The following is a 21,087-nucleotide window of genomic DNA, read 5'->3' as shown; positions in this document are numbered from 1 at the left end:
GGTTATGCCCTATAGCCGCTCGCTGAGCGCGAGCTTGTAGCCGACGCCGGTGACGGTCGCGATCACGGGCGTGCCGCTGCCGACGAGCTTGCGGCGCAGCCGCGCCACGAGCGCATCGACCGTGCGTATGTCGACCTCGGCCTGGCGGTTGCTGACGACCTCGATCAGATAGTCGCGGCTGAGCGGCCGTCCGTCGGCACCGACCAGCGCCGCGAGCAGATCGAATTCGGCGCGCGTCAGCGCCACCGGCTTGCCATCGCTGCCGAGCAATTCGCGCCGGGTGAGATCGATGATCCAGTCGCCGAAGGCGATCGAATTGTGGTTGCGCGCCGCCTTGCGATCGAGCGAGCGCCGCCGCAGCACGCTGCGGGCGCGCGCGAGCAGATCGCGCAGATTGATCGGCTTGGTGACGTAGTGGTCGCCGGCGATCTCGAGGCCGAGAATGCGATCGACGTCGGTGTCGCGGCGCGTCACGAAGATAATGCCGGCGTTGCTGGTCGCCTGGATCTCCTTGGCGAGCTCGAAGCCGTCGCCATCGGGCAGCTGCACGTCGAGGAAGATGAGATCGGTTCGGGCGCGCAACGCCTGGCGGCACTCAGCGCAGGAGCTGGCGCCGACCACGTCGAAATTGTTCTCGCTGAAATAGCCGACCAGCATGGTCCGCGTCACCGGATCGTCCTCGACGACGATCAGCCGCTCGCGGCCGGCGGGACGCAACTCCTTCAGTGCGGGATCAACCACGGTCTTGGGTGTCCTGTGTGCCTGGGACCCGACCTGGAAATTCAAGTCACCGCGCAATGCGCTGTCATGTGAACGGACATTCACGACTTGTTCGAGCCCCCGAAATTGCCTGCCGGAATATTAGGCGCGTTGCGACGCGCAAACAATATTGGTCGCGCAAACAATATTGGTCATGATTTCTAGGGATTAAGTATGAATTGGCCCACAATTCTCATTCCGCGCATCATAGCGCGGGACGGCCCCTGCAGGGGCCTTGCGCCGCCGATCCCTCACATTCGGCTTCGGACTCAACCGCCGGTTAACGTAAAAATGGCCTTCGGCTTCGGAAGGCCCACCTGCGCCTCTATTGTCCCGCCCGCACAATGTGAAACCACGGAGCAGACGTGATGCAGGGGCAGGCCCGGTTGGCTGCCGGTCGAACCGAGCAAGGCACGGCGCCGTTCGGCCGTTCGCACACGCTCGATGTCCTGCGCGGCCTCGCCATCGCCGGCGTGATGGCCATCCACGTCTCGCAGTCGTTTCCGTCGAATATCCACGCCGTCGACTACGCCTTCATGTGCGGCTGGACCGGCGTCAACGTGTTCTACTTCGTCAGCGCCATGACGATGTGCCTGATGTGGACGCAGCGTGTCGAAACCAGTCCGACGCGGAAGTTCTATATTCGCCGCTTCCTGCGCATCGCGCCACTGTTCTGGCTCGCGATCCCGATCTACCTCGTCATCAACGGCACCGGGCCGAGCGACAACGCGCCCAACGGCATCGGGCCCGTTCAAGTGATCCTCACCGCGACGTTCCTGCACGGCTTCTGGCCGGACAGCGTCAACAGCGTCGTGCCCGGCGACTGGTCGATCGCGGCCGAGATGACCTTCTATCTCGTCTTCCCGCTTCTGATCACCGCGTTCGGGTCGCGCCGCCATCTCTATCTCGCGCTGGCGATCGTGCTGCATCTCGTCAATGTCTGCCTGTTCAAGCCGTGGGCTTTCGCGCTGTTCTCCGCCTATTACGGTCCCGGTCACGAAGCGTTCGTCTGGACCACGCTGCACATCAGCTTCCTGAACCAGCTTCCGGTCTTCCTGGTCGGATGCGCGCTGTTCTTCGCGCTACGCGACGGGTTTGCCCGGACGGACGCAGCGTTCTACGCGGTCTTCATCGCGCTGTCCTTCCTCGCCAACCGCATAACCGGCTCGCACGAATTCAACTATCTCATGATCAACCTCGTGCTCGGCGCACTGGTTGCCGGCTGCATCAAGCTTGCGATCCGCTTCCAGCCGCTCGAGGCGCTCGGCCGCAATTCCTATTCGATGTACCTGTCGCACTTCGCGGTGATCTACAGCCTGCATCAGATCTGGCCGCTCGCCGATGGACTGGTCTCGCTGCTCATCGCCTATGTCGTCACCGCCGCGCTGAGCTATCTCGTCGCGCGCGCGACCTGGAATCTGGTCGAGCAGCGCGCGCAGGATCTCGCTCACCGTCTGACGTCGGCGGGATCGGACCGATCGATCCTCCCGCCGACCATCGCCGCCACTGCGGCCGGCACGCGCTGAAGCCCCTGCTCCGTCCCTGCCGCCCCGATGCGGCTTGCTTCATTGCCGCCTTAAACTCTACTGTGGAGACTCTTCACGCTGGAGTAGGCACCATGGAGGTCATACTGCTCGGCACCGGCGGCCCGCGGCCGGACCCGCGCCGCATGGCGACGACCACGCTGATCAGGCTCGGCGACGAGAATATCCTGTTCGACGCCGGCCGCGGCGTCGTGGTCCAGCTCAGCAAGGCCGGCGTTCCGCTCGGCGCGATCAACACGGTCTTCCTCACCCATCACCATTTCGACCACATCGGCGATCTCTACGATGTGATGCTGAATTCATGGATGCATGGTCGCAAGGACGATCTGCGCATCTATGGACCGCCGGACACCGAACGGCTCGTCAACACGCTGATCACGCAGGTCTACGACAAGGACATCGCCTGGCGCGATAAGGGCGAGCCGGCCTTCGGCGGCTGGAAACCCGTCGTCGCGACGGACATCATCCCGGGGCCCGTTCTCGACACCGGGCGCTGGAAGATCAGCGCCGGGCTGGTGTCGCATGGCGACGGCCTCGACATGCCGCCGGCATTTCTCGCGCGATGGATGTGTCTCGGCTACCGCTTCGAGGCGGAGGGCAAGATCATTGCAATTTCGGGCGACACGGTCCCCTGCCCCGGGCTCGAGCGGCTGGCTGAGGGAGCCGATTTGCTTGTCCAGTGCTGTTTTCTTGCAACGCCGGAGATCAACAACGAGCACCTCCGCCGCCTTGCGAAATTCACGATCGCCTGCGGCGACACCGTCGGCAAGGTTGCGGCCAAGGCCGGCGTCAAAAAGCTCGCGCTGACTCATCACCGGCCGCGCGCCGACGATGCCATGCTGAACGCGCTGCTTGCGGATGTCCGGCAGGATTATGCGGGGCCGGTCGTGCTCGGCGAGGATCTCACGCGCATCGAGGTCTGAGGGCCGACGCTCAGCTCGCCCTTCGGCCTCAAGACGATCCGACCTCGATCCGGAACGACAAGCGCTCTTCCGCACCCGGCGCGATATGCATCAGGCCCGGCTTGTCCGTGAACTCGCCGTCAAAGCCGGCGGGACTGGCATAGCCGCGCCAGGGCTCGATACAGAGGAACGGCGCGCCCGACGGTTTCGACCAGACGCCTAGCTCGCGAAAGCCTCGCCAAGACATCTTCAGCCAGGGGCCGGAAGACGCAGCATAGCGGACCGCGTTGCTCTCGATCCGGTCGAAGATGATGGCGTCATCGACGAACAGGGACTCGGACAAGGTCAGCTGCGTACCCTTGACGGGACCAGGCTCCGCGGCCGCGCGCAGCAGCCCGCCATCAAGACGGCGGACGGGAGACGATTCCACCTTCGCAAAGGTCAGCGCGTAGTCCTCTTTCGCGCTTTCGGGCTGGAGGGGCCAATTGAAGGCGGGATGGCCGCCGATCGAAGCCGGCAATGTCTCCTTGCCGGTGTTGGCGATCGTAAGTGTCAGATCGAGGCCGGCGGCGTCGAGCTTATAGATTGCGGTCAGACGGAACGCGAACGGATAGAGCGCGCGGGTCGTCTCGCTGTCTTCGAGCACCAGCGTGCAGCGGCTTTCGCCACGCTCCGTCCATGCAAAGCGGCTGTCGCGCGCAAAGCCATGCTGGGTCATCCGGTATGTCTTGCCCCGGTGCCGCAATTCGTCCCCGGCGAGGCGCCCCACGATCGGAAACAGCAGCGGCGCATGGCGCGGCCATTCCGGCCCGGCCTGCCAGACGAACTCGGTGACATTGTCCTTCAACGAGCACAGCTCGGCGCCGTGCGCCTTGATGGTCGCGGTCAGCCCTCCGCTGCGGAGGGAGTGGGTATCGTCACTCATGGCGGACATCTACACCGCGACCTCACATGCAGCAAGGCAGCGCCAGCCATGCAGGCGGGGCGTCTCCACTGTGCAAGGCTGCGTCATATTTCTGTACCTAACGGTTGCTCCTTTGCGGTTCGTCCCCCGCCTGCTTGTTGCAGGGTCGACCCGGACTCCGATCAACCATTGTGGTAGCCAATTGAAATTCTTCATCAACGGCCGCTTTCTGTCGCAAAAGCTCACCGGCGTTCAGCGTTATGCCGCCGAGATCGTCAAGGCGATCGACGTGCTTTTGGCGTCGGAGCAAACTCCCGCCTCGCTACGGAACGCAGACTGGCAGTTGCTGACGCCCGTGGATGCAAGCGAGCAGCTCCAGCTGGAGCGAATCAAGATTCGTGCCGTCGGCCGCTTGCGCGGGCACGCCTGGGACCAAATCGACCTGGCGCGCGCCGCTGCGGGAGGCCGCTTGATCAGTCTCGCCAATTCAGGCCCCGTGTTCCATCGCGACCACATTGTGGTGATCCACGACGCACAAGTCTTTCGCAGGCCCGACTTCTTCAACTGGCGCTATCTGGCAGTTCACCGAACCATGGGCCGGCTGCTCGCCCGGCACGCAAGCATCGCAACCGTATCGGCATTTTCGCGCAAAGAGCTTGCCGAGGTGCTGAATCTGTCAGCAACGGCGATCCCGGTTTTCCCCAATAGCGCCGAACACTTCGCCAGGACGAAGCCTGATCCCGACATCATTGCCCGGCTCGGCATTCGGCCGCAGAAGTTCTTTCTCTATGTGGGCTCCAGAACCAAGAACAAGAATCTTTCGGTCGCGATCCGTGCCATCCAGCTGCTCGACCGGACTGACGTTCCCCTGGTCATCGTCGGCGGCGACAACAGCAAGGTCTTTCAAGACAATTCGGGCGAGAGCGCTGCCGGCCTGCTGCTCGCCGGGCGTCTAACGGACAGCGAGATCGCCGCTCTCTATGCGCATGCATCGGCGTTCGTGTTTCCTTCGCTCTATGAAGGTTTCGGCGTGCCGCCGCTCGAAGCCATGATCTTCGGTTGCCCGGTCATCGCCTCGACGGCCGATGCGGTCGTGGAGACGTGCGCCGACGCCGCTGCGTATTTTGACGCCAATGATGCCGAATCATTGAAGCAACTGATGCTCGAAAGATTGGCAATCGGCGCCATCTCCGATCAGGAGCGCCGGCGGCAGCAGGAACGCGTTGCGTTCTTTTCGTGGCAGAAGTCGGCGAAGTCGCTGCTCGATCATCTCACACCATCGGCAAACATTGCCAGCGCTGCTTGAAGTTCGATGCACTTCGCTCATCGCGCGCATCGGTTTTCGCACAAACAATTTGCAACTGGCTGCAACTCGCGCACGTGCATATGGTTCCACGAATTGTTTTCGTTCTTCCTATGACAATCATGCGCGCAAAGAGCTTGGCGCAACATCACCACATCGCTGCCCCAATATCGCTACGTATTCGAGGAACTGTCTCTCGCACTAGCGAACACTAGCGAACTCAGAACAGGGATACAGGATGTCCGGCTCTCCAACGCCGCCCTACGGAAGGCAAACGATGAAAGTGCTGCACATCGCCGAGACGATCCGGGGCGGGATTGCCAGCTACCTGAACGAGTTGCACCCACAGCAACAGGCGAGCTTCGGCGCCGGGAACGTGCACTACGTCGTGCCGTCGGATCATCGTCGCGATCTTCCGGCGATCGATGACAACCAGATTACGACGTTCGAACGATCCGGCCGCGGCATCGCCGGGCTATTCCAGATGTTGCGCGCAAGCATGCAAGCGCTGGATGCTTTTCGTCCTGATGTCGTCCACCTGCATTCCTCGTTTGCAGGCCTCGTGCTGCGCCCGGCGCTGGCCGCCCGCTCCGACGGTCCGCGCGTCGTCTATTGCCCGCACGGCTGGGCGTTTTCACGCGAGACCGGCCGCCTCAGTCATCTCGTGACGAAAGCGGCGGAGAACCTCCTTGCCCGCACGTCGGACCGAATCATCTGCATCTCGAGCGACGAGTTCAACGAAGCCGTTCGCGCTGGAATTCCCGCCGAGCGCCTCACCCTCGTCCATAACGGCATCTCGAAGAGCCGCACGCCGCAGCCTGTCGCGGCCGACTGGACGTCCAAGAAGGTCAAGGTCCTGTTCATTGGACGCCTGGACCGCCAGAAGGGCTTTGATCTCCTGATCGAAGCGGCACGCTCGCTCGAGGATGTGCTGGAGATCCGCATGATCGGCGCCTCCGTCGTCAATAAGTACGAAGGCCCGAGCGTCCCGTCCAACGTGTCCCTGTTGGGCTGGCTCGATCGCCCGACCATCGAGACCCAGCTTGAGGCTGCCGACCTCGTCGTGATCCCGTCACGATGGGAAGCCTTCGGCCTCGTTGCCCTGGAAGCGATGCGTGCGGCCAAACCCATTCTGGCGTTCCGCAGCGGAGCATTGCCCGAGATCGTCGTCGATGGCGTGACCGGCGTGCTTTGCGAGCCCGTCGCGGTCCAGCCGCTCGTCGACGGCTTCCGGCGAGCACTCGATCTCGACCTCAAGGTGCTGGGACAGCGCGGCTACGACCGGTTCAAGCAGTTTTATGACGTTCAGAAGACGCATGGGCAATTGCAGCAGGTCTATGCCGAGCTGCTCCATGACGACCGGACACCGATCGACGCGAAGGCGGGGCTGCAGTCGGACCTCTCCAAGAATTTCTGATGGCCTGGGCGGCTCGACGTTCACACTTGCCCTCGCAGATGCAGGAGATCGCGATGGCGATGTCATTGACCGGACTGGGTGCCACCGCGAACGCAGCACGCGCGAGCATGAACTAGCCGATGATATTCTCACGCACCTTGGTTCGCGGCAGCTTCCGCCTCGCGGGCCTCATCGCATCGATTTTTCTGCCGGTCTCTGTCTGCGCACAGCAGGCGCAGCCGCTCGATGCCCGATTCCTGCTTGGCGTCGGCACCCATCAGGGGCTGGGTGGCCCGGTGAGCGCACGCGGATACGTTCCTTCGGAAAACGTCGCGCAGATCAAGCAGCTCGGCCTCAACGCCTTCCGCGATGATTTTCCCTGGTCCGATTTCGAGGTGGGGGGACGCCGGATGGGCTTCACGCCCAGGCTCGGCAGGCTCGAAGCGCAAGTCAGGTCCGGCGTCGCGCGCCCCCTCCTGATCCTCGCCTTCGGCCATCATCTGGTTCCGAATTCCTCGCCACCGACCACCGATGAGGCACGGCAGCGGTTCGCCGATTATGCCGCGGCGGCGGCGCAATCGGTCGTGGCACAGCATCCGGTCTTCGAACTCTGGAACGAATGGAATCTGGCGGCGAAGAAGGATCCGGCGTTCTCGCCGGAGAACTATCTGGCGCTCGCGCAAGCCGCGCGGCCGGCGGTGAAGCGCGTTGCACCGCATGCGCCTTTCCTGGTCGGAGCTCTCGGCGACGATCCGGGCTGGACATGGACGGAGAAGATGCTGCGAACCGGCATTCTTCAGTATGCGGACGGTGCTTCGATCCATCTCTACAATTTCTGCATGGGCCCGAGCAAGCGCACGTCGGCCGAGATCATCGACCGGCTCACGGCGTTTCACCGTATGGTCGGCCAGGCCAGCGGAAATCCTGACTTCCCGATCTATGTCACCGAGACGGGCTGGACCACGGCCACCAACAAATGCGGCGTCAGCGAGCAGGCCCAGGCCGACAATACCGCGCAGCTGATCCTGTGGGCGTCGACCGCGGCGCGCTGGCTCAAGGGCATGTGGCTCTACGAGCTCAAGGACAGTGGAAAGAACCCGTCGGAGCTGGAGGATAATTTCGGACTCTATCGTTTCGATAATTCGCCAAAGCCGGTTGCCTGCGCGGCCCAGGGGGCCTGGGCCTTCATTCGCCCCAGCCTGAGTGCCGAGCGCCGCGAGCTCGCCAGCGGCGTCGTGTCGATCAATGCATCGACGGCTTCCGGCGGCAGAGTTGCGGTCTGGTCCGAGGCCCCGGACCGACGTTACGAGATCCGGCTCAAGGGCGATCAACAGGGCACAAGCTTTGCGATGCCGTGCGACCAGGCGGCAAGGCCTGCGTCCGGGGTCTGGATCCCCGTTTCGAGCACACCGGTTCTGATTGCAGCCAATGACAGTGCCGTTCCCGCCCTGGAGATAAGGCCGGCGCGGTAGACGCGATTTTGCAGACATGAGGTTGACGCGATGAAAGTTCTTTTGACGTCCACGCTTTATCCGACGCCTCAGGCCCCAAAGATCGTCGGCGGCGCGGAGATTTTCGCCCGGCGTTTCGCCGAAGGCCTGGTGCAGCGCGGTGACGAGGTGGAAGTGATCCGGGCCGCATCCACGCCTCATCAGGCTCCGGAAACCTGCGACGGCATCAACGTCTATTCCGCGCCGGTGCGAAACGTGTATCTGCCCTTCACGGAGCAGAAGAACGTCGCGCTGCGTAGCATCTGGCACGCGGTCGACGACTGGCAGATGCAGGCCCCCCTGATCGCGGAACGCATCCGGGCCTTCAAGCCGGACGTGCTGCACTCCAACAATCTGTCGGGACTCACCACCGCGGTCTGGCGCGTTGCCGCCCAGCTCGGGGTCCCCGTGCTCCATACGCTTCACGACTATTACCTGACCTGTCCGCGCTGCTCCCGCTTCGAGAATGGACGGTCCTGCGAGCACACTTGCAAGAGCTGCGGAATTCTGAGCTTTCACCGCAAGCGCGCCACGCATTGGCTCAGCGCCGTGGTCGGCGTGAGCGAGCGCGTCCTGTCCATTCATACCGACATGGGCATGTTCTCGGAGACGCCGATCCGCACCGTGATCCGCAACGCCTCGACCGAGCCGCCGCACGAGCCCTATCCCCGCCCCATCTGCACCACGGAAGTGACGTTCGGGTTCATCGGCCGTCTCACGGAGGAAAAGGGCATCGAGAACCTGATGCGCGCCCTAGCCCTGCTGCCCCGCGATCGCATCCGCATGATGATCGCCGGCCGGGTCAGCGACGAGGAACAGCGACGCCTCAGGACGCTCGCGCCGGATGCGCGAATAGAGTTCATGGGCTTCGTGGCGCCGGACGATTTCTACAAGCAGGTCGACGTGGTGGTCGCGCCCTCCATCTGGCACGACCCCGGTCCGCTGGTCGTCGCAGATGCCAAGGCGGCGGGCAGGCCGCTGCTGGGAACGCGCTTCGGCGGCATGCCCGAGGTCATCCAGCACGGGGTGACCGGCTGGCTGACCGAAGCCGATCCACAATCCCTGGCCAAGAGCATGCTCGCGGTCGCAGCCGATCCGCACAAGATCGACGAGATCAGCCGGCGCCTGATCGCCGATACCAACAAGTGGATATTCTCCGACGTGCTGTCGTCATACAAGAACCTGTATGAACAATTGCGCGAGCAGCGGATGTCGCACGTGCGCGCAGCAACGGCCGAAGCGCCACACGGACCGTCCGTCGTCGGCAAGGAGCGCCTCATTCCGCGATGACACGCCTCCTCGCGATGGCGGGCTATGTCTACCAGAGCGCCGCGGCGATCATCCTGATCTTCGCGATCAGCCATCTGTTGCCCGCCGCCGACTACACCAACTTTTCCCTCGCGCTGGCCTCGAGCCAATTGCTCTGCGTCCTGATGTTCGAGTGGCTGCAGCTGGCCGGACTGCGGTTTCTGGCGGCAGCCAAAGAAAACGAGGCGGCGCGGCTGAGGTGGTCGCTGTTTGCAGCAGGCCTGTCGAGCGCAGCCGCGCTCGTCGTGGTCGGGAGCTGCGCGTCTCTGGCCAGCGTGCTCCCGACGGGGATCGTCGCGTTGGGCCTCGGCATATCCGTGCTTCAGGGCTTAACGGATCTTTACTTCCTGTCGGTCCGCCTGTCCGACCGGCTGGGCATCGCATCCTTTCTGCTTGCGTTGCGTGCCACCGCCCTTCTGATCGGAGCCGCCGCGGGGGCAATGATCTCGGGAACGGCCGAAGCAGCGCTGCTCGGTATTGCCTCGGGTCACGCCCTCGGCCTGCTCGCCGGCCTTGTCGCCTATCGCACCCCGATGGAGCGCGTCTCGCTGCAGGCGGTGCTGGCCGACTGGAAGGATTTCTCCCGCTACGGCATGCTCGCGGCGGGCGCGTCCGTCATCCATCTGTCGGTGCCGGTGCTGCTCCGTGTCATCGTCCTCGGCCGGCTGGGCGCGACCGGGGCCGGGGCTGGATTTTCGATTGCGCTCGACCTCCTGCAACGTCCCTTCTGGGTCCTCAATGCCGCGATCCACACCGTGAGCTATCCCGAAGTGGTCAACGATTTCGAACACGGAGGCAGCGCAAAGTCGGTGCAGTCGGCGCGGCGAATGTTCGAATTCATGATCTGCACGACCCTCGTGCTGCTCGGTGGTCTCATTGGATTCATTCCAGATGCCGCCCGTATCCTGGTGCCGCAGGCGAGCCTGGATGGCTTTCTGGAGACGGCGCCAACGGTCGCCGCCTTCTATTTCCTGCACACCCATTTGCAGGCGACGATCGCGGTCGTTCCCCACCTCGAGAAGCTGGCGACGAGGCTCGTCGTCGTCGCGGCCGGCCAGCTCGCCCTCGTCGTGTCCTTCGCCGTGGTCGCGGTATCGGCCGGCCTGCCGCCGCGAGCGGCGGTCAGCTGTGCTTCGCTCGCCACGCTCGCGACCATACTGGTCGCACTCGGTCCTACGCTGCGGTTTGAGGCGTTCCCGCGCTGGCCGTTGGTCATGCAGGCGGGGGTGGCCGCAATCCTGATCGGATCGCTCGGTTCGATACCGACGGAGCCCGCGGCATGGCTGGCCGGCAAGATCGCGATCGCCGCGATTGCAACGGCGGTCATCGGATGGCGCGGAGATTTTCTGATGCTGGCCCGCCGCGGCTGATTGGTCGCCCAGCGGCGTGCGAAGCAGATCTGGTTCCGATCCGGAACCAGGTCTTCATCAACAGATCCCCCGGCGAACGCTGCACCATCCCCGAGCAACCACAACCATTACGAGTAAATTGATTAGCTTAACCGCCCATGGAAGCGGCATCTGCGAACTTCCCGTGCAGGAAAGCGCGAGCTGCGCGAGGAATGAGACGAAGATACTTCGATTGACGGCCAGCGAGAAAATGTCTTGCTGCTCCTTGCCGACCTCGCGCGCCGCGAGCGCGCCGACGCTCGTTCAAAATCTGTCATATAGAATCCAATTCGCGCGCCTGCGCATACATTCAGCAGTGCAAATCGCGAAAATCTTGAAAGCGCCTTCCTCACGCCATGCTGCCCGGGCATCGCATCAATATTCTGCTGCAACACAGAGCAAGTCTGTTCCTGCACAAGGAACCTCGTTTCGCTCACGATTTGTAGCTTCCATTTTTATCTGAAATTCACACTCGACAGAGAAGCTTGAACGCAATCCCTGCGAGCAATTTCGTTCGCGCTGAAACTCGAGTGTGCAATGTCCGATCAAACCATCCTGTCCGCCAGCGGCTTCATCGACTCCATCGGCGTCAACACGCACGCCGGCTTCGGCTGGACCGGCTACAACAATCTCGCGCTCATGGTCGATGACCTCGAGTATCTCGGCGTCACCCACCTCCGCGACGCCATGGGGACCAGCCCGGCCGCGCAACCCGTCGTCGAGGGTCTGGCCGCTGCCGGCTACAAGTTCGACTTCCTGGTGTCATCCGCGCTGCCCCAGACCGGCACAACCGGGCTGCAGAACTACATCGCCTCGCTCCAGAAGTTCGCGGCGAGCCACCCGGGCAGCATCAGCGCCATCGAAGGGCTCAACGAGGCCAATCACCAGCCCTTCAGCTACAACGGCAGCTCGAGCCTTTCCGCCGCAGCTCAGTTCCAGAGCGCGCTCTATCAGGCCGTCAACGCCAACGCCGCGCTCGGCAGCATCCCCGTCTACAATCTGTCACTGGCCTACAACGATCCGCAGGGGTACAGCCAGCTCGGCAACATGTCGGGCTCGGTCGACTACGCCAACGCCCATGCCTATGTCAGCACCAGCCTGACGACCAGCAGCTCCATTGCGGCGACACTGAGCGCAGTGATGACCGCGGCACCGGGAAAGCCGGTCGTCATCACCGAAACCGGCTACACCACGCAGGCCAACACCCAATATCTCGGCGTCAACGAGACGGTGCAGGCCAAATCGATCCTGAACACCTTGGTCGATGCCTACAAGGCCGGCGTCAGCGCGACTTATCTCTACGAGCTCTTCGACCGCGACTCCTCCGCCGGCAATACCAATCCCGAGGCCAATTTCGGACTGTTCAATTCCGACGGGACGCCGAAGCTCGCCGCCACCGCCATTCACAACCTGACGACCATTCTGGCGGACGACGGCAAGGGCAGCCTGCAGCCGACTGATCCGTTGAACTACACCCTCAGCAACATGCCAGCCACAGGCAACAGCATGGTGCTCGGCAAGAGCAACGGCGCCTACGAGCTCGTCGTGTGGGCCGAGCCGAAGCTCTGGAAGGACGCCAACGACACCGAGATTTCCAATCCGACCGAGACCGTCACGGTGAACCTCGGCGGCGTGCATCATTCGGTGAAGGTGTACGACACGCTGACGGGGACCACGGCGATCGCCAGCTACACCGACGTCAGCACGATCACCATCCCGGTCAGCGATCACCCGCTGATCATCGAGATCGACGCGCCTCCAACGACCACGACTCCGCCGGATACAAGGACCACTGTCAGCGGCACGGCCGCCGAGATCGTGCCGCAACTGTCCGACCTCAGCGACTCCACGGCCCTGCAGACCATCACGCTGAGCGATTCGCACGTCCTGCCGGTCGCCTCGAAGGCGACCATGGACTACATGATCGCCCATTACAGCAGCGCCCTCTCCAAGATCCAGGGCGGCTACTCGTTCTCGGTGACGAACTCGGCTGCGACCTGGAGCAGCACGAAGACCTATAATTCCAGCGGAACGCTTGTGTCGAAGTCGGACACCGGCCTGAATGCGAGCGGACAGCCGACCTCGACCACCGTCGCCTACACCGATGGGTCCAAGGACCTGATCAGCTACACCGGCGGCGTGAAGACGAAATTCGTTCATGTCGGCACCGACGCAACCAGGACCACCGACACCTACAACACGGCCGGAACCCTTCTGAGCGAAGTCGTCCAGAAGTCCGACGGCTATTACTCCACCACGCTCTACACGAGCGGCGTGAAGACGGCCGCCTACGTCAAGAATGCCGACGGCTCGCAGGACAATTACACCTACGGCATCACGGGCAAGAGCTTCACCACCCAGGTTCAGCATCTCGATGCATCCGGAAAGGTCACCTCGGTGACCCGCAGCCATGCCGACGGCTCGCTGGACTCGACGCAGGTCTACAACGCCGACGGCAGCAGCGTGATCACCACCTATAGCGCCACCGGCGTCAAGCTGGTCGAGACCGCCTATCATGCCGACCACAGCAAGGATGTCTGGACCTACAACATCACGGGCCAGAACTACACGACCGAGCACGACGTCTACAATTCGACCGGTTTTCTCACCAGCCTGACGCGGCTGCACACCGACGGCAGCCTCGCCTTCAAGCTAACTCAGACGACCGACGGCACCAAGACGACCGATTGGTACAATGCGGCCGGCAGCCTCACCAGCGAGGTGATCCAGAAGGCCGACGGCTTCTCCTCAACCACGCTCTACAGCAACGGCGTCAAGACCAACGCCTATGTCAAGAATGCCGACGGCAGCCAGGACAATTATGCCTATGGCATCACCGGCCAGAGCTACACCACGCTGATCCAGCACGTCGATCCGTCCGGCAAGGTCACCGCCGTGACCCGCAAGCATGCCGACGGCACGCTCGACTATACCCAGGTGATCAACGGCGACGGCAGCAGCGTCGTCACCAATTATGATTCCGCGGGAACGCGGACCAAGGAAACCGACTATCACGCCGACGGCAGCAAGGACGTTTTCCTCTTCAACATCACCGGCCAGACCTACACGACCGAACACGACATCTACGATGCGACCGGCTTCCTCACCACGCTGATTCGCAAGCACGCCGACGGCAGCATGGCGTTCAAGCTGGTGCAGAGTGCCGATGGGGCCAAGACCACGGACTGGTACGATGCCAGCGGCGTGCTCACCAGCGAGGTCGTCCAGAAGCCGAGCGGTTACAGCTCGACCACAGTGTACACCAATGGCGTCAAGACCGCGGCTTACATCACCAACGCGGACATGAGTCACGACAACTACAGCTACAACATCACCGGGCGGAGCTATACCACGCAGTATCAGCACCTCGATCCATCGGGCCAGACCACCGAGGTGACCCGCTGGCATGCCGACAACTCGCTCGACTATACCCAGGTCGTCAACAGCGACGGCAGCAGCGTGGTCACCAACTACGATGCATCAGGCGTCAAGAAGACGGAAACCGACTACCACGCCGACGGGTCGAAGGACGTCTTCCAGTTCAACGTGGTCGGCCAGAACTACACGAACGAGCACGACAGTTACGATTCGACCGGCTTCCTCACCGATATCGTTCGCACCCACGCGGACAACAGCCTGGCCTTCACGCTGGAGCAGAGCGCCGACGGCACCAAGACCTCCGACTGGTACGATGCCAACGGCGTCATCACCAGCGAGGTGACGACCAAGAGCGATGGTTACAGCTCCACGACCGTCTATGCCGGCGGCGTGAAGAGCGCTGCCTACATCAAGAACGCCGATGGCACGTCCGACAACTGGAACTACAACATCACCGGGCAGTCCTATACGACCCAGCATCAGCACCTCGATGCCTCGGGCAAGATGGTCGAGCTCACCCGGACCCACGCCGACGGCACTCTGGACTATACCCAGGTCATCCATGACGACGGCAGCAAGCTGACCGACATCTACAACAGCTCCGGGACCAAGACCCAGGAGATCGCCAACAACGTCGACGGCTCGAAGGACGTCTTCCTGTTCAACTTCAACGGACAGACTGGCACGACGCAGCACGAGAACTACAACTCGGCCAGTGCGCTGCAATTCTTCGATCAGAGCAAGGCCGACGGCACCCACAATGTCACGGCCGTCGCCGGCGGCGTGACGATCCAGGGCGGGTCCGGCAATGACGTGTTCTCGGCCGCGCCAAACTCGACAACGGTTGCCTACGATCACGGCCAGGACCAGATCCTCAACTTCCAGGCCGGTGACGGCACAACTCACGACGTGGTCCAGATCTCGAAACTCCTGGCCGCTGACTACAGTCATCTGCAGATGACGCAGTCCGGCACGAATGCGCTGATCACGTTCTCGGCCAATGATTCGATCCTGCTGAAGAACGTGTATGTCAGCAGCCTGACGAGCCACGATTTCGTGTTCGTCTGAGCACGGCGAACTGACCACAAGACCGCATCAACGTTGACACGGGCCGGGACCAGCCAAGGTCCCGGCCCGCTCAATAGGCGTCTGCCTCATCAAGAGGCAGAGCTAGGCGATGAAGACGTTCACTCCTTGGCAAGATGGTTTCGAGGAACTCGAGGCCGACCGATCCGCGATCACGCCACCTTCCCCGCTCCATCCAGCGAACTTGCGTCACAATTCGTCTCTAGAAGCGAGACGAACCGCGCAAGGACTCCGAGGCCCGATGGAAGCAAGTGAAGCAAGACGTTTTGTCGTTCTCGACTTCTACCGCTTCGTCGCCGCGCTCGGGGTCTTCATCTTCCACCTGAAGCTGATCGACACGGGCATTTCGCCGGCCTGGAACGGGTCCTACGGCCTGTTCGTGGACATGTTCTTCATCCTGTCCGGCTTCGTGATCTCCTATTCTTACCCGTCCGACGCGCGTGGCGTGGCGGCCTATTCCCGGTTCATGATTCGGCGTATTGCGCGGATCTATCCGCTGCATCTGCTGAGCTTGCTCATCTTCGTGGTGCTCATCGGCGTCGGCCTGGAGCGCACGGCTCGCTCGACCCCGCTGGACTTCCTGTACAACCTTCTGCTGCTCCAGGCGTGGGGCGTCACCGATCATCTCAGCTTCAACTCGCCGTCCTGGTCGATCAGCGCGGAGTTCTTCTGCTATCTGATCTTTCCACTGCTGATGCTGCTTGCACGCAAGGTGCAACCGATCGTGCTCGGCGCGATCGTAGCCGCGCTCTATCTGGTCCTTGCCCACGGCCATTTGCCGCTCTGGCAGGAACGGTCGCAGATGTATGGCGCCAATTTCGACTACGGGATGCTCCGCGCGCTGCCGAGCTTCCTGAACGGTATCCTGCTCGCCATTCTATTCCGGATGTCGCATCCCTACCGGCACAAGCGGATGATCTTCGCCGGCATCGGCACGTTCGGCCTCTCCGTGCTCGTCCTCAACGTCTTCGCCAAGCCGGACCTCGCCATCCTGCTGTTCTCCTGCGCCATCCTGCTCACGGCGGTCGGCGAAAGCGCCTTCAAGGAGTTTCCGGGCGCCCGCCTGCTCGGACGGCTCGGCAACACCTCATATGCGATCTACATGCTACACGATGCCATTCTCATTGCCGTGTTCAAGCCGTTGTGGATTTGGCTCGGACTGCGTCCTGATCAGTTCGGCCTGTTCGCCCTGGCGTGTTGCGCGGTCCTGACCATCGCCGCGGACCGCACCTACGCCTACTTCGAAAATCCGGCGCGGCGCTTCATCAACCGCTGGGCCGACATTGGTGCCACGTCCTCGCGCAAGCCGGCCGCAGCCGACACCCCCGTGCGCTTTGAAAACACCGAGCGGGCGGTCAACTGACGCCTGCCGGCGACATGAGGGCGCTCAGGCGACCTTGCCGCCGGCCTCCTGCACCGTCCGCATCGCGCTCTCGCCCAGCAGCGGTGCGATGTTGGCGCGGGACAGCTCCATGACATCCGGCAGCATCTGACGTACCTTCTCACCGACGGCTTCGTGCGTGCCAAGGAACTGCAGCACAAACTTCTCAAAACTGTCGTCGACCAGGAATTGGGCCGGCGACAGCAACAGCGATTCGCTGACGCCAAAGTGCGCAAACAGGCCCTGGAACTTGTCCTGATAGGTAATCGCTGCGACGGGCGTTCCCCGCCCCAGCGCCGCAATCGCCAGATGCATGCGGCCGGTGATCACGCCGTCGACCAGACCGACTACGGCCTTGATCTCGCCCGCCGACAGCGCCTGATCGATATGATGCACGTGATCGCCGAGCGTGGGCTTCAGGCGGTCCGCCAGCGGTCGTAGGCAATTGTCGTCGGCGATCTCGGGGCGGTAGTCGTGAGCGAGCAACAACCAACTTGCATTGTGCTCGCGAGACAGCCGCTCCATGGCGCCCGCGGCGAGCTCTATCATTTGCCGCAGCTTGGCCGGTTCCGGCTTCTTGAACAACATCGGATGAATGTTGAAGACGAAGACCTTGCGACCCTGCTCGCGCTGTCGTGCGATCGTCGTCGCGATCTGCTTCACTGCGGCCGTATCCGCCCGCGGCGTCAGCATGAACGCCGCATCGGCGACCAGACGGGCGCGTTTCCGCGCGAAATCGTCGAAACGCTGAAGAGATACTGTATCGCGCAGATTCAGGACCACGCCCGGGTCCAGCAGCCGGAACACCTCGCGTAGCGCCTTCGCCGGGCGGGAGTTGAAACTGAAGCCGAGCACGCTGACCTTGGCGCCGAACGCAGCCATCAGGTCGGCCACGAGCAGCATGCGCGCGGCATCCACCGGCGAATAATAGCCGTCGAGCACGTCGGCCCCCAGAACCAGTCCGAAATCCGGCTTGGTGAGCGACAGCTCCTGCGCGACCGTCTCGTATGAGAACGGCTGACGCCAGAGTTCGAGGGGCTTGAAACCCATCGCGCGCACGTCCGCACTGGCCGCTGCGGTAGCGGTGACGATGTAGACCTCGAGGTTCGGATAGGTCTTCTTCACTTCCCCAGTGGCCGCTTCGATCATCGCCTCATCGCCGCGCGATTGACGAACGCTCCAGGGATCGGAGGGGAGCACGACGAGCCGGCGCGGAGTGTTGCGCGGCGCGGCGTTGACGCCGACGTCCCTCCGGGCGATCTGCCATCTGCGCAGCTCGAGCAGATCGAGTGCCAACGGCGTATTCTTCGCGCTGTTGAGCCAGCCTCGGAGCTGCCTGCGTACGGGCACCGGGATCAGTTGCTTCACGACATCCTCCTCGTCTTCATCAAGCGGTCGCACCGCGCTTCACGACGAAATCAATCAGGGAAAGGAGCTGCTTCCGCCAGAACAGCAGAATGCCTGTCAGGTAAGTCGCGCCAAAACAGGACGACAGCAGTCCAATCCGCAAGTACGGGTTCATGCCCGGCGTCGCCTCCCGGCACAGCACGACCGCGCCGTAGGCCAGAGCGATGGCGCAAAGGCATCCCGCAATGGGACGCAGAAACTGACGCCAGCTCAAGCCCAGCAGCCGGAGCGCCAGCGCAAACGTGACGGGGGTCACCACGAGCTGCGAGAACGCGAAGATCGTGGCCAGTTGACCAATGTCGCGCGAGGGAAGCAGGAACATTGCCGGCACGACCGTAGAGAATTTGAGAATGTTGAGTAGAAAGACGTAGTTCGGCTTGCCCAGAGCGCCAAAATAGGCGCTGTTGACGAACTGCACCGTCTGGACCGCGCCAATCAGCATCAGCGGCCGCATCACCGCTTCGCTGCCACCCCACTTCGCACCAAACAGCAGCAGGGAGAACTCGGGCGCGATCGCCGCGAGGAGCACGAAGACCGGAGATCCGATCAGTGCGCCGAGACTGACGCTGCGCAAATAGGCGCCGGCGATGCGGTCCCGCTCGTGCGCGATTTTGGACAAGGCGCTCAGCGCCACGTCCATGACCGCCTGGGTGAGCAACTGCATCAGGATGATGTAGACCCTCGCGCCGACCGTGTAGATGCCGAGCGCGGCGACGCCATAGAGCGACAGGATGATCATGTCGATCGTCCGAACGATGGCGAAGTCCAGCAGCCTGTTCAGCATGACGTGGATGCTGTAGCCGGAGAGCTCGCGAAAGCTCTTCAGATCGTAGCCGCGCATCGGCAACCATCGCGGTTGGCTCCAGAGCCACAAGCCGCTGATCGCGCTCTGAACGACCACCTGGATCACGAGGCTGAGGGCGCCGAACCCTGCATAGGCACAGGCGATCCCCACGACGCCGGAGATGGCTGTCGCCACCATGGTCCTGACCGCGAGCACCCGAAAATCCATCTGGCGCTTGTAGAGCGCCTCCTGGAACAGGGTCGCGGTACCGATCGGAAGCGAGAGACTGGCGGCCGTCAGCAGCGGCGCCAGCCCCTTTACGTCGAACCAATGCTCGATATGCGTCGCGAGCAATGCGATCAGAACGGCCAGGAGAACTGAGGCTGCAAACGAGCAGAAGAACGGCAGCGTCACATCGGCGGGCTCGAGCGTCCGCCGCTGGATCAATGCATCACCGAAGCCGAATTCCGCGATGGAGCTCAAAAGCAGCAGGATAAAGGCGACCAGCGCCGCAAGACCGAAATCCGCGGGATCGAGCAGCCGTGCCAGCACCAGGAACAGCACGAACGACAATGCGCGGCCGCCCCAATTCTGCGCGAGCGACCAAAACAGCGCCACCACGACCTGATGTTGCCTGCCTCGAGTGACATTCATCAACAATTCGACCCAATTCCGATCCAGACGACGCGACAATGATGATGACACGCCACCGCTTGTCGCCGCTCACAACGGCGACTGATTGCTCGCTACAATACGACGGAGTGATGGCAATCAGATGAGCGCCATCACGATTCCGATTTAGAGTGGAAGTGAGTTCAAATCGTGGACTACACTCCAATCGCTCTCTGCGATGTGATGCAAAATGGATGCCTTGATGAATTCGCCGGCCCCGCGTTCTATCCCCAATTCCAGGCGCTTGCGTGTGGCGATCTACGCACCGCATTTTGCGGAATATTCCTACCGCCTCGCGTCGGGATTGGCTCATCATTGCGACGTCAGGCTCGTGCTCAACCGCAAGGACGCCAATCAGCAATGGGAACTGGCCGACATCGCCGTGGCGGCTCCCTTCGAGACCCGGGTTCGCGATTTGAGCCTGCGCCGCGGCGGCGTGATCGGCATCCCGGCTTCTTTCCTCGACATAATTTCGTTTCGTCCGGACGTCGTTCATTGTCACGAAGTTCCGGAGATCTATACGTCCAAGCTGATTCAGTTCCTTCGACCCCTCGGCATCCCCCTGGTGCTCACAGTTCACGATGCTATTCCGCATTCGGAAGGCGGCTCCGGCACCTCGCCACGTGAAGACGGTTGGCGCGAACACATGCGCGCCGCCGCGTCGATCGTCACGACCCATGGCGAGAGCTGTATTGCGGATTTTCGTCGCGCCTCGCCCAACTTCAAGGGCGGAACGGTCTCAAGCATGCACGGCGTGCTCATGGTTCCACCGGCCCGAGATGCGGTCACCGCGCCCGAAGCCGCTCGCATCCTGTTTTTTGGACGAATGTGGGCCTACAAGGGCCTCGACGTCTTCATCGACGCGATCGACATGTTGGCCAAGCGCGGTGTGGCGCATGAGGCGATCGTCGCCGGGCGCGGACCCGAGATGACACGGCTCGGCGCGCGGATGGAAGCGATGCCGACGGTCAAGACCATCAACGCCTACATTTCGCCTGCGGACACCGGACAGCTGTTTCAATCCGCCACCGTGGTCGCCTTGCCCTACAAGGATGCAACGCAGAGCGGCGTGCTTGCCTCCGCTTACGGCAATTCTCGTCCCGTCGTTGCAAGCGCCACCGGCGGCATTCCCGACGTCGTCACCGACGGCGTTAACGGGCTGCTGGTTCCTCCAGGGGATGCCACTGCATTGGCCGATGCACTCGAACGCGTGCTGACCTCCAAGCCACTTGCCGCGACATTGACGGATGGCGCACAGCAGACCGCGGCCGGCATTTTGAACTGGGACCACATCGCCGAACAGCTGCTGGGGTCCTATCACAAGCTCGCAGGCCGTACCGTGAGCTGACCGCGACCCGATGTCGGCAATGGAATAGTCACCAGCG

14 protein-coding genes are annotated in these 21,087 nt (G+C 62.6%); 10 read left to right on the top strand and 4 right to left on the bottom strand.

Going from position 1 to position 21,087, the window contains the following annotated elements; all coding sequences use genetic code 11:
- Window positions 1–9: 9 nt before the first annotated feature.
- Window positions 10–825 (bottom strand): response regulator transcription factor, encoded by an 816-nt coding sequence (locus RAD10_RS25225; RefSeq protein WP_038951059.1) that lies wholly within the window; start codon window positions 823–825, stop codon window positions 10–12.
- Between the two features lie 302 nt (window positions 826–1,127).
- Between RAD10_RS25225 and RAD10_RS25220 the strand changes: the two genes are divergently transcribed.
- Together RAD10_RS25220 and RAD10_RS25215 are read left to right on the top strand one after the other, a co-directional pair.
- A complete protein-coding gene (locus tag RAD10_RS25220) occupies window positions 1,128–2,285 on the top strand; it encodes an acyltransferase family protein (protein ID WP_461619618.1) in 1,158 nt (385 codons plus the stop codon).
- A gap of 92 nt (window positions 2,286–2,377) precedes the next feature.
- Window positions 2,378–3,226: an MBL fold metallo-hydrolase gene (locus tag RAD10_RS25215; RefSeq protein ID WP_461619617.1), complete on the top strand. Its 849-nt coding sequence runs from the start codon at window positions 2,378–2,380 to the stop codon at window positions 3,224–3,226.
- A gap of 28 nt (window positions 3,227–3,254) precedes the next feature.
- On the opposite strand, the gene RAD10_RS25210 is transcribed toward RAD10_RS25215, so the two are convergent.
- Window positions 3,255–4,130 carry an aldose 1-epimerase family protein gene (locus RAD10_RS25210; protein ID WP_461619616.1) on the bottom strand — a complete coding sequence of 292 codons (876 nt, stop codon included), beginning with the start codon at window positions 4,128–4,130 and terminating at the stop codon, window positions 3,255–3,257.
- A 181-nt stretch (window positions 4,131–4,311) separates the two neighbouring features.
- Between RAD10_RS25210 and RAD10_RS25205 the strand changes: the two genes are divergently transcribed.
- The 7 genes from RAD10_RS25205 to RAD10_RS25175 all read left to right on the top strand — a co-directional run bounded on the left by RAD10_RS25205 (window position 4,312) and on the right by RAD10_RS25175 (window position 16,821).
- Window positions 4,312–5,415, top strand: coding sequence for a glycosyltransferase family 4 protein (locus tag RAD10_RS25205; RefSeq protein ID WP_461619615.1), 1,104 nt, complete (start codon window positions 4,312–4,314; stop codon window positions 5,413–5,415).
- A gap of 274 nt (window positions 5,416–5,689) precedes the next feature.
- On the top strand, window positions 5,690–6,829 hold the full coding sequence (locus RAD10_RS25200) for a glycosyltransferase (protein ID WP_461619614.1): 1,140 nt from the start codon (window positions 5,690–5,692) through the stop codon (window positions 6,827–6,829).
- A 119-nt stretch (window positions 6,830–6,948) separates the two neighbouring features.
- Complete coding sequence (locus tag RAD10_RS25195; protein WP_461619613.1) at window positions 6,949–8,280, top strand: hypothetical protein; 1,332 nt, start codon at window positions 6,949–6,951, stop codon at window positions 8,278–8,280.
- A 30-nt stretch (window positions 8,281–8,310) separates the two neighbouring features.
- Window positions 8,311–9,588 carry a glycosyltransferase family 4 protein gene (locus RAD10_RS25190; RefSeq protein WP_461619612.1) on the top strand — a complete coding sequence of 426 codons (1,278 nt, stop codon included), beginning with the start codon at window positions 8,311–8,313 and terminating at the stop codon, window positions 9,586–9,588.
- Complete coding sequence (locus RAD10_RS25185) at window positions 9,585–10,976, top strand: hypothetical protein (protein WP_461619611.1); 1,392 nt, start codon at window positions 9,585–9,587, stop codon at window positions 10,974–10,976. Before RAD10_RS25190 ends, RAD10_RS25185 begins: the two co-directional genes overlap by 4 nt.
- A 555-nt stretch (window positions 10,977–11,531) precedes the next feature.
- On the top strand, window positions 11,532–15,440 hold the full coding sequence (locus RAD10_RS25180; protein WP_461619610.1) for an RHS repeat domain-containing protein: 3,909 nt from the start codon (window positions 11,532–11,534) through the stop codon (window positions 15,438–15,440).
- A 259-nt stretch (window positions 15,441–15,699) separates the two neighbouring features.
- Window positions 15,700–16,821 carry an acyltransferase family protein gene (locus tag RAD10_RS25175; RefSeq protein ID WP_461619609.1) on the top strand — a complete coding sequence of 374 codons (1,122 nt, stop codon included), beginning with the start codon at window positions 15,700–15,702 and terminating at the stop codon, window positions 16,819–16,821.
- 24 nt (window positions 16,822–16,845) lie between these two features.
- Here RAD10_RS25175 and RAD10_RS25170 read toward each other — a convergent pair whose 3' ends face one another.
- Complete coding sequence (locus RAD10_RS25170; RefSeq protein ID WP_461619608.1) at window positions 16,846–18,207, bottom strand: polysaccharide pyruvyl transferase family protein; 1,362 nt, start codon at window positions 18,205–18,207, stop codon at window positions 16,846–16,848.
- Between the two features lie 19 nt (window positions 18,208–18,226).
- Window positions 18,227–19,684 carry a lipopolysaccharide biosynthesis protein gene (locus tag RAD10_RS25165; protein WP_461619607.1) on the bottom strand — a complete coding sequence of 486 codons (1,458 nt, stop codon included), beginning with the start codon at window positions 19,682–19,684 and terminating at the stop codon, window positions 18,227–18,229.
- 268 nt (window positions 19,685–19,952) lie between these two features.
- On the opposite strand from RAD10_RS25165, the gene RAD10_RS25160 reads away from it, so the two are divergent.
- Window positions 19,953–21,050: a glycosyltransferase family 4 protein gene (locus RAD10_RS25160; RefSeq protein ID WP_461619606.1), complete on the top strand. Its 1,098-nt coding sequence runs from the start codon at window positions 19,953–19,955 to the stop codon at window positions 21,048–21,050.
- Window positions 21,051–21,087: the final 37 nt, after the last annotated feature.

The sequence above is a fragment of the Bradyrhizobium sp. 23AC genome, assembly GCF_054863025.1.
Note: the sequence above shows the minus strand (reverse complement) of the source record. Positions and strands in the feature narration are given on the sequence as shown.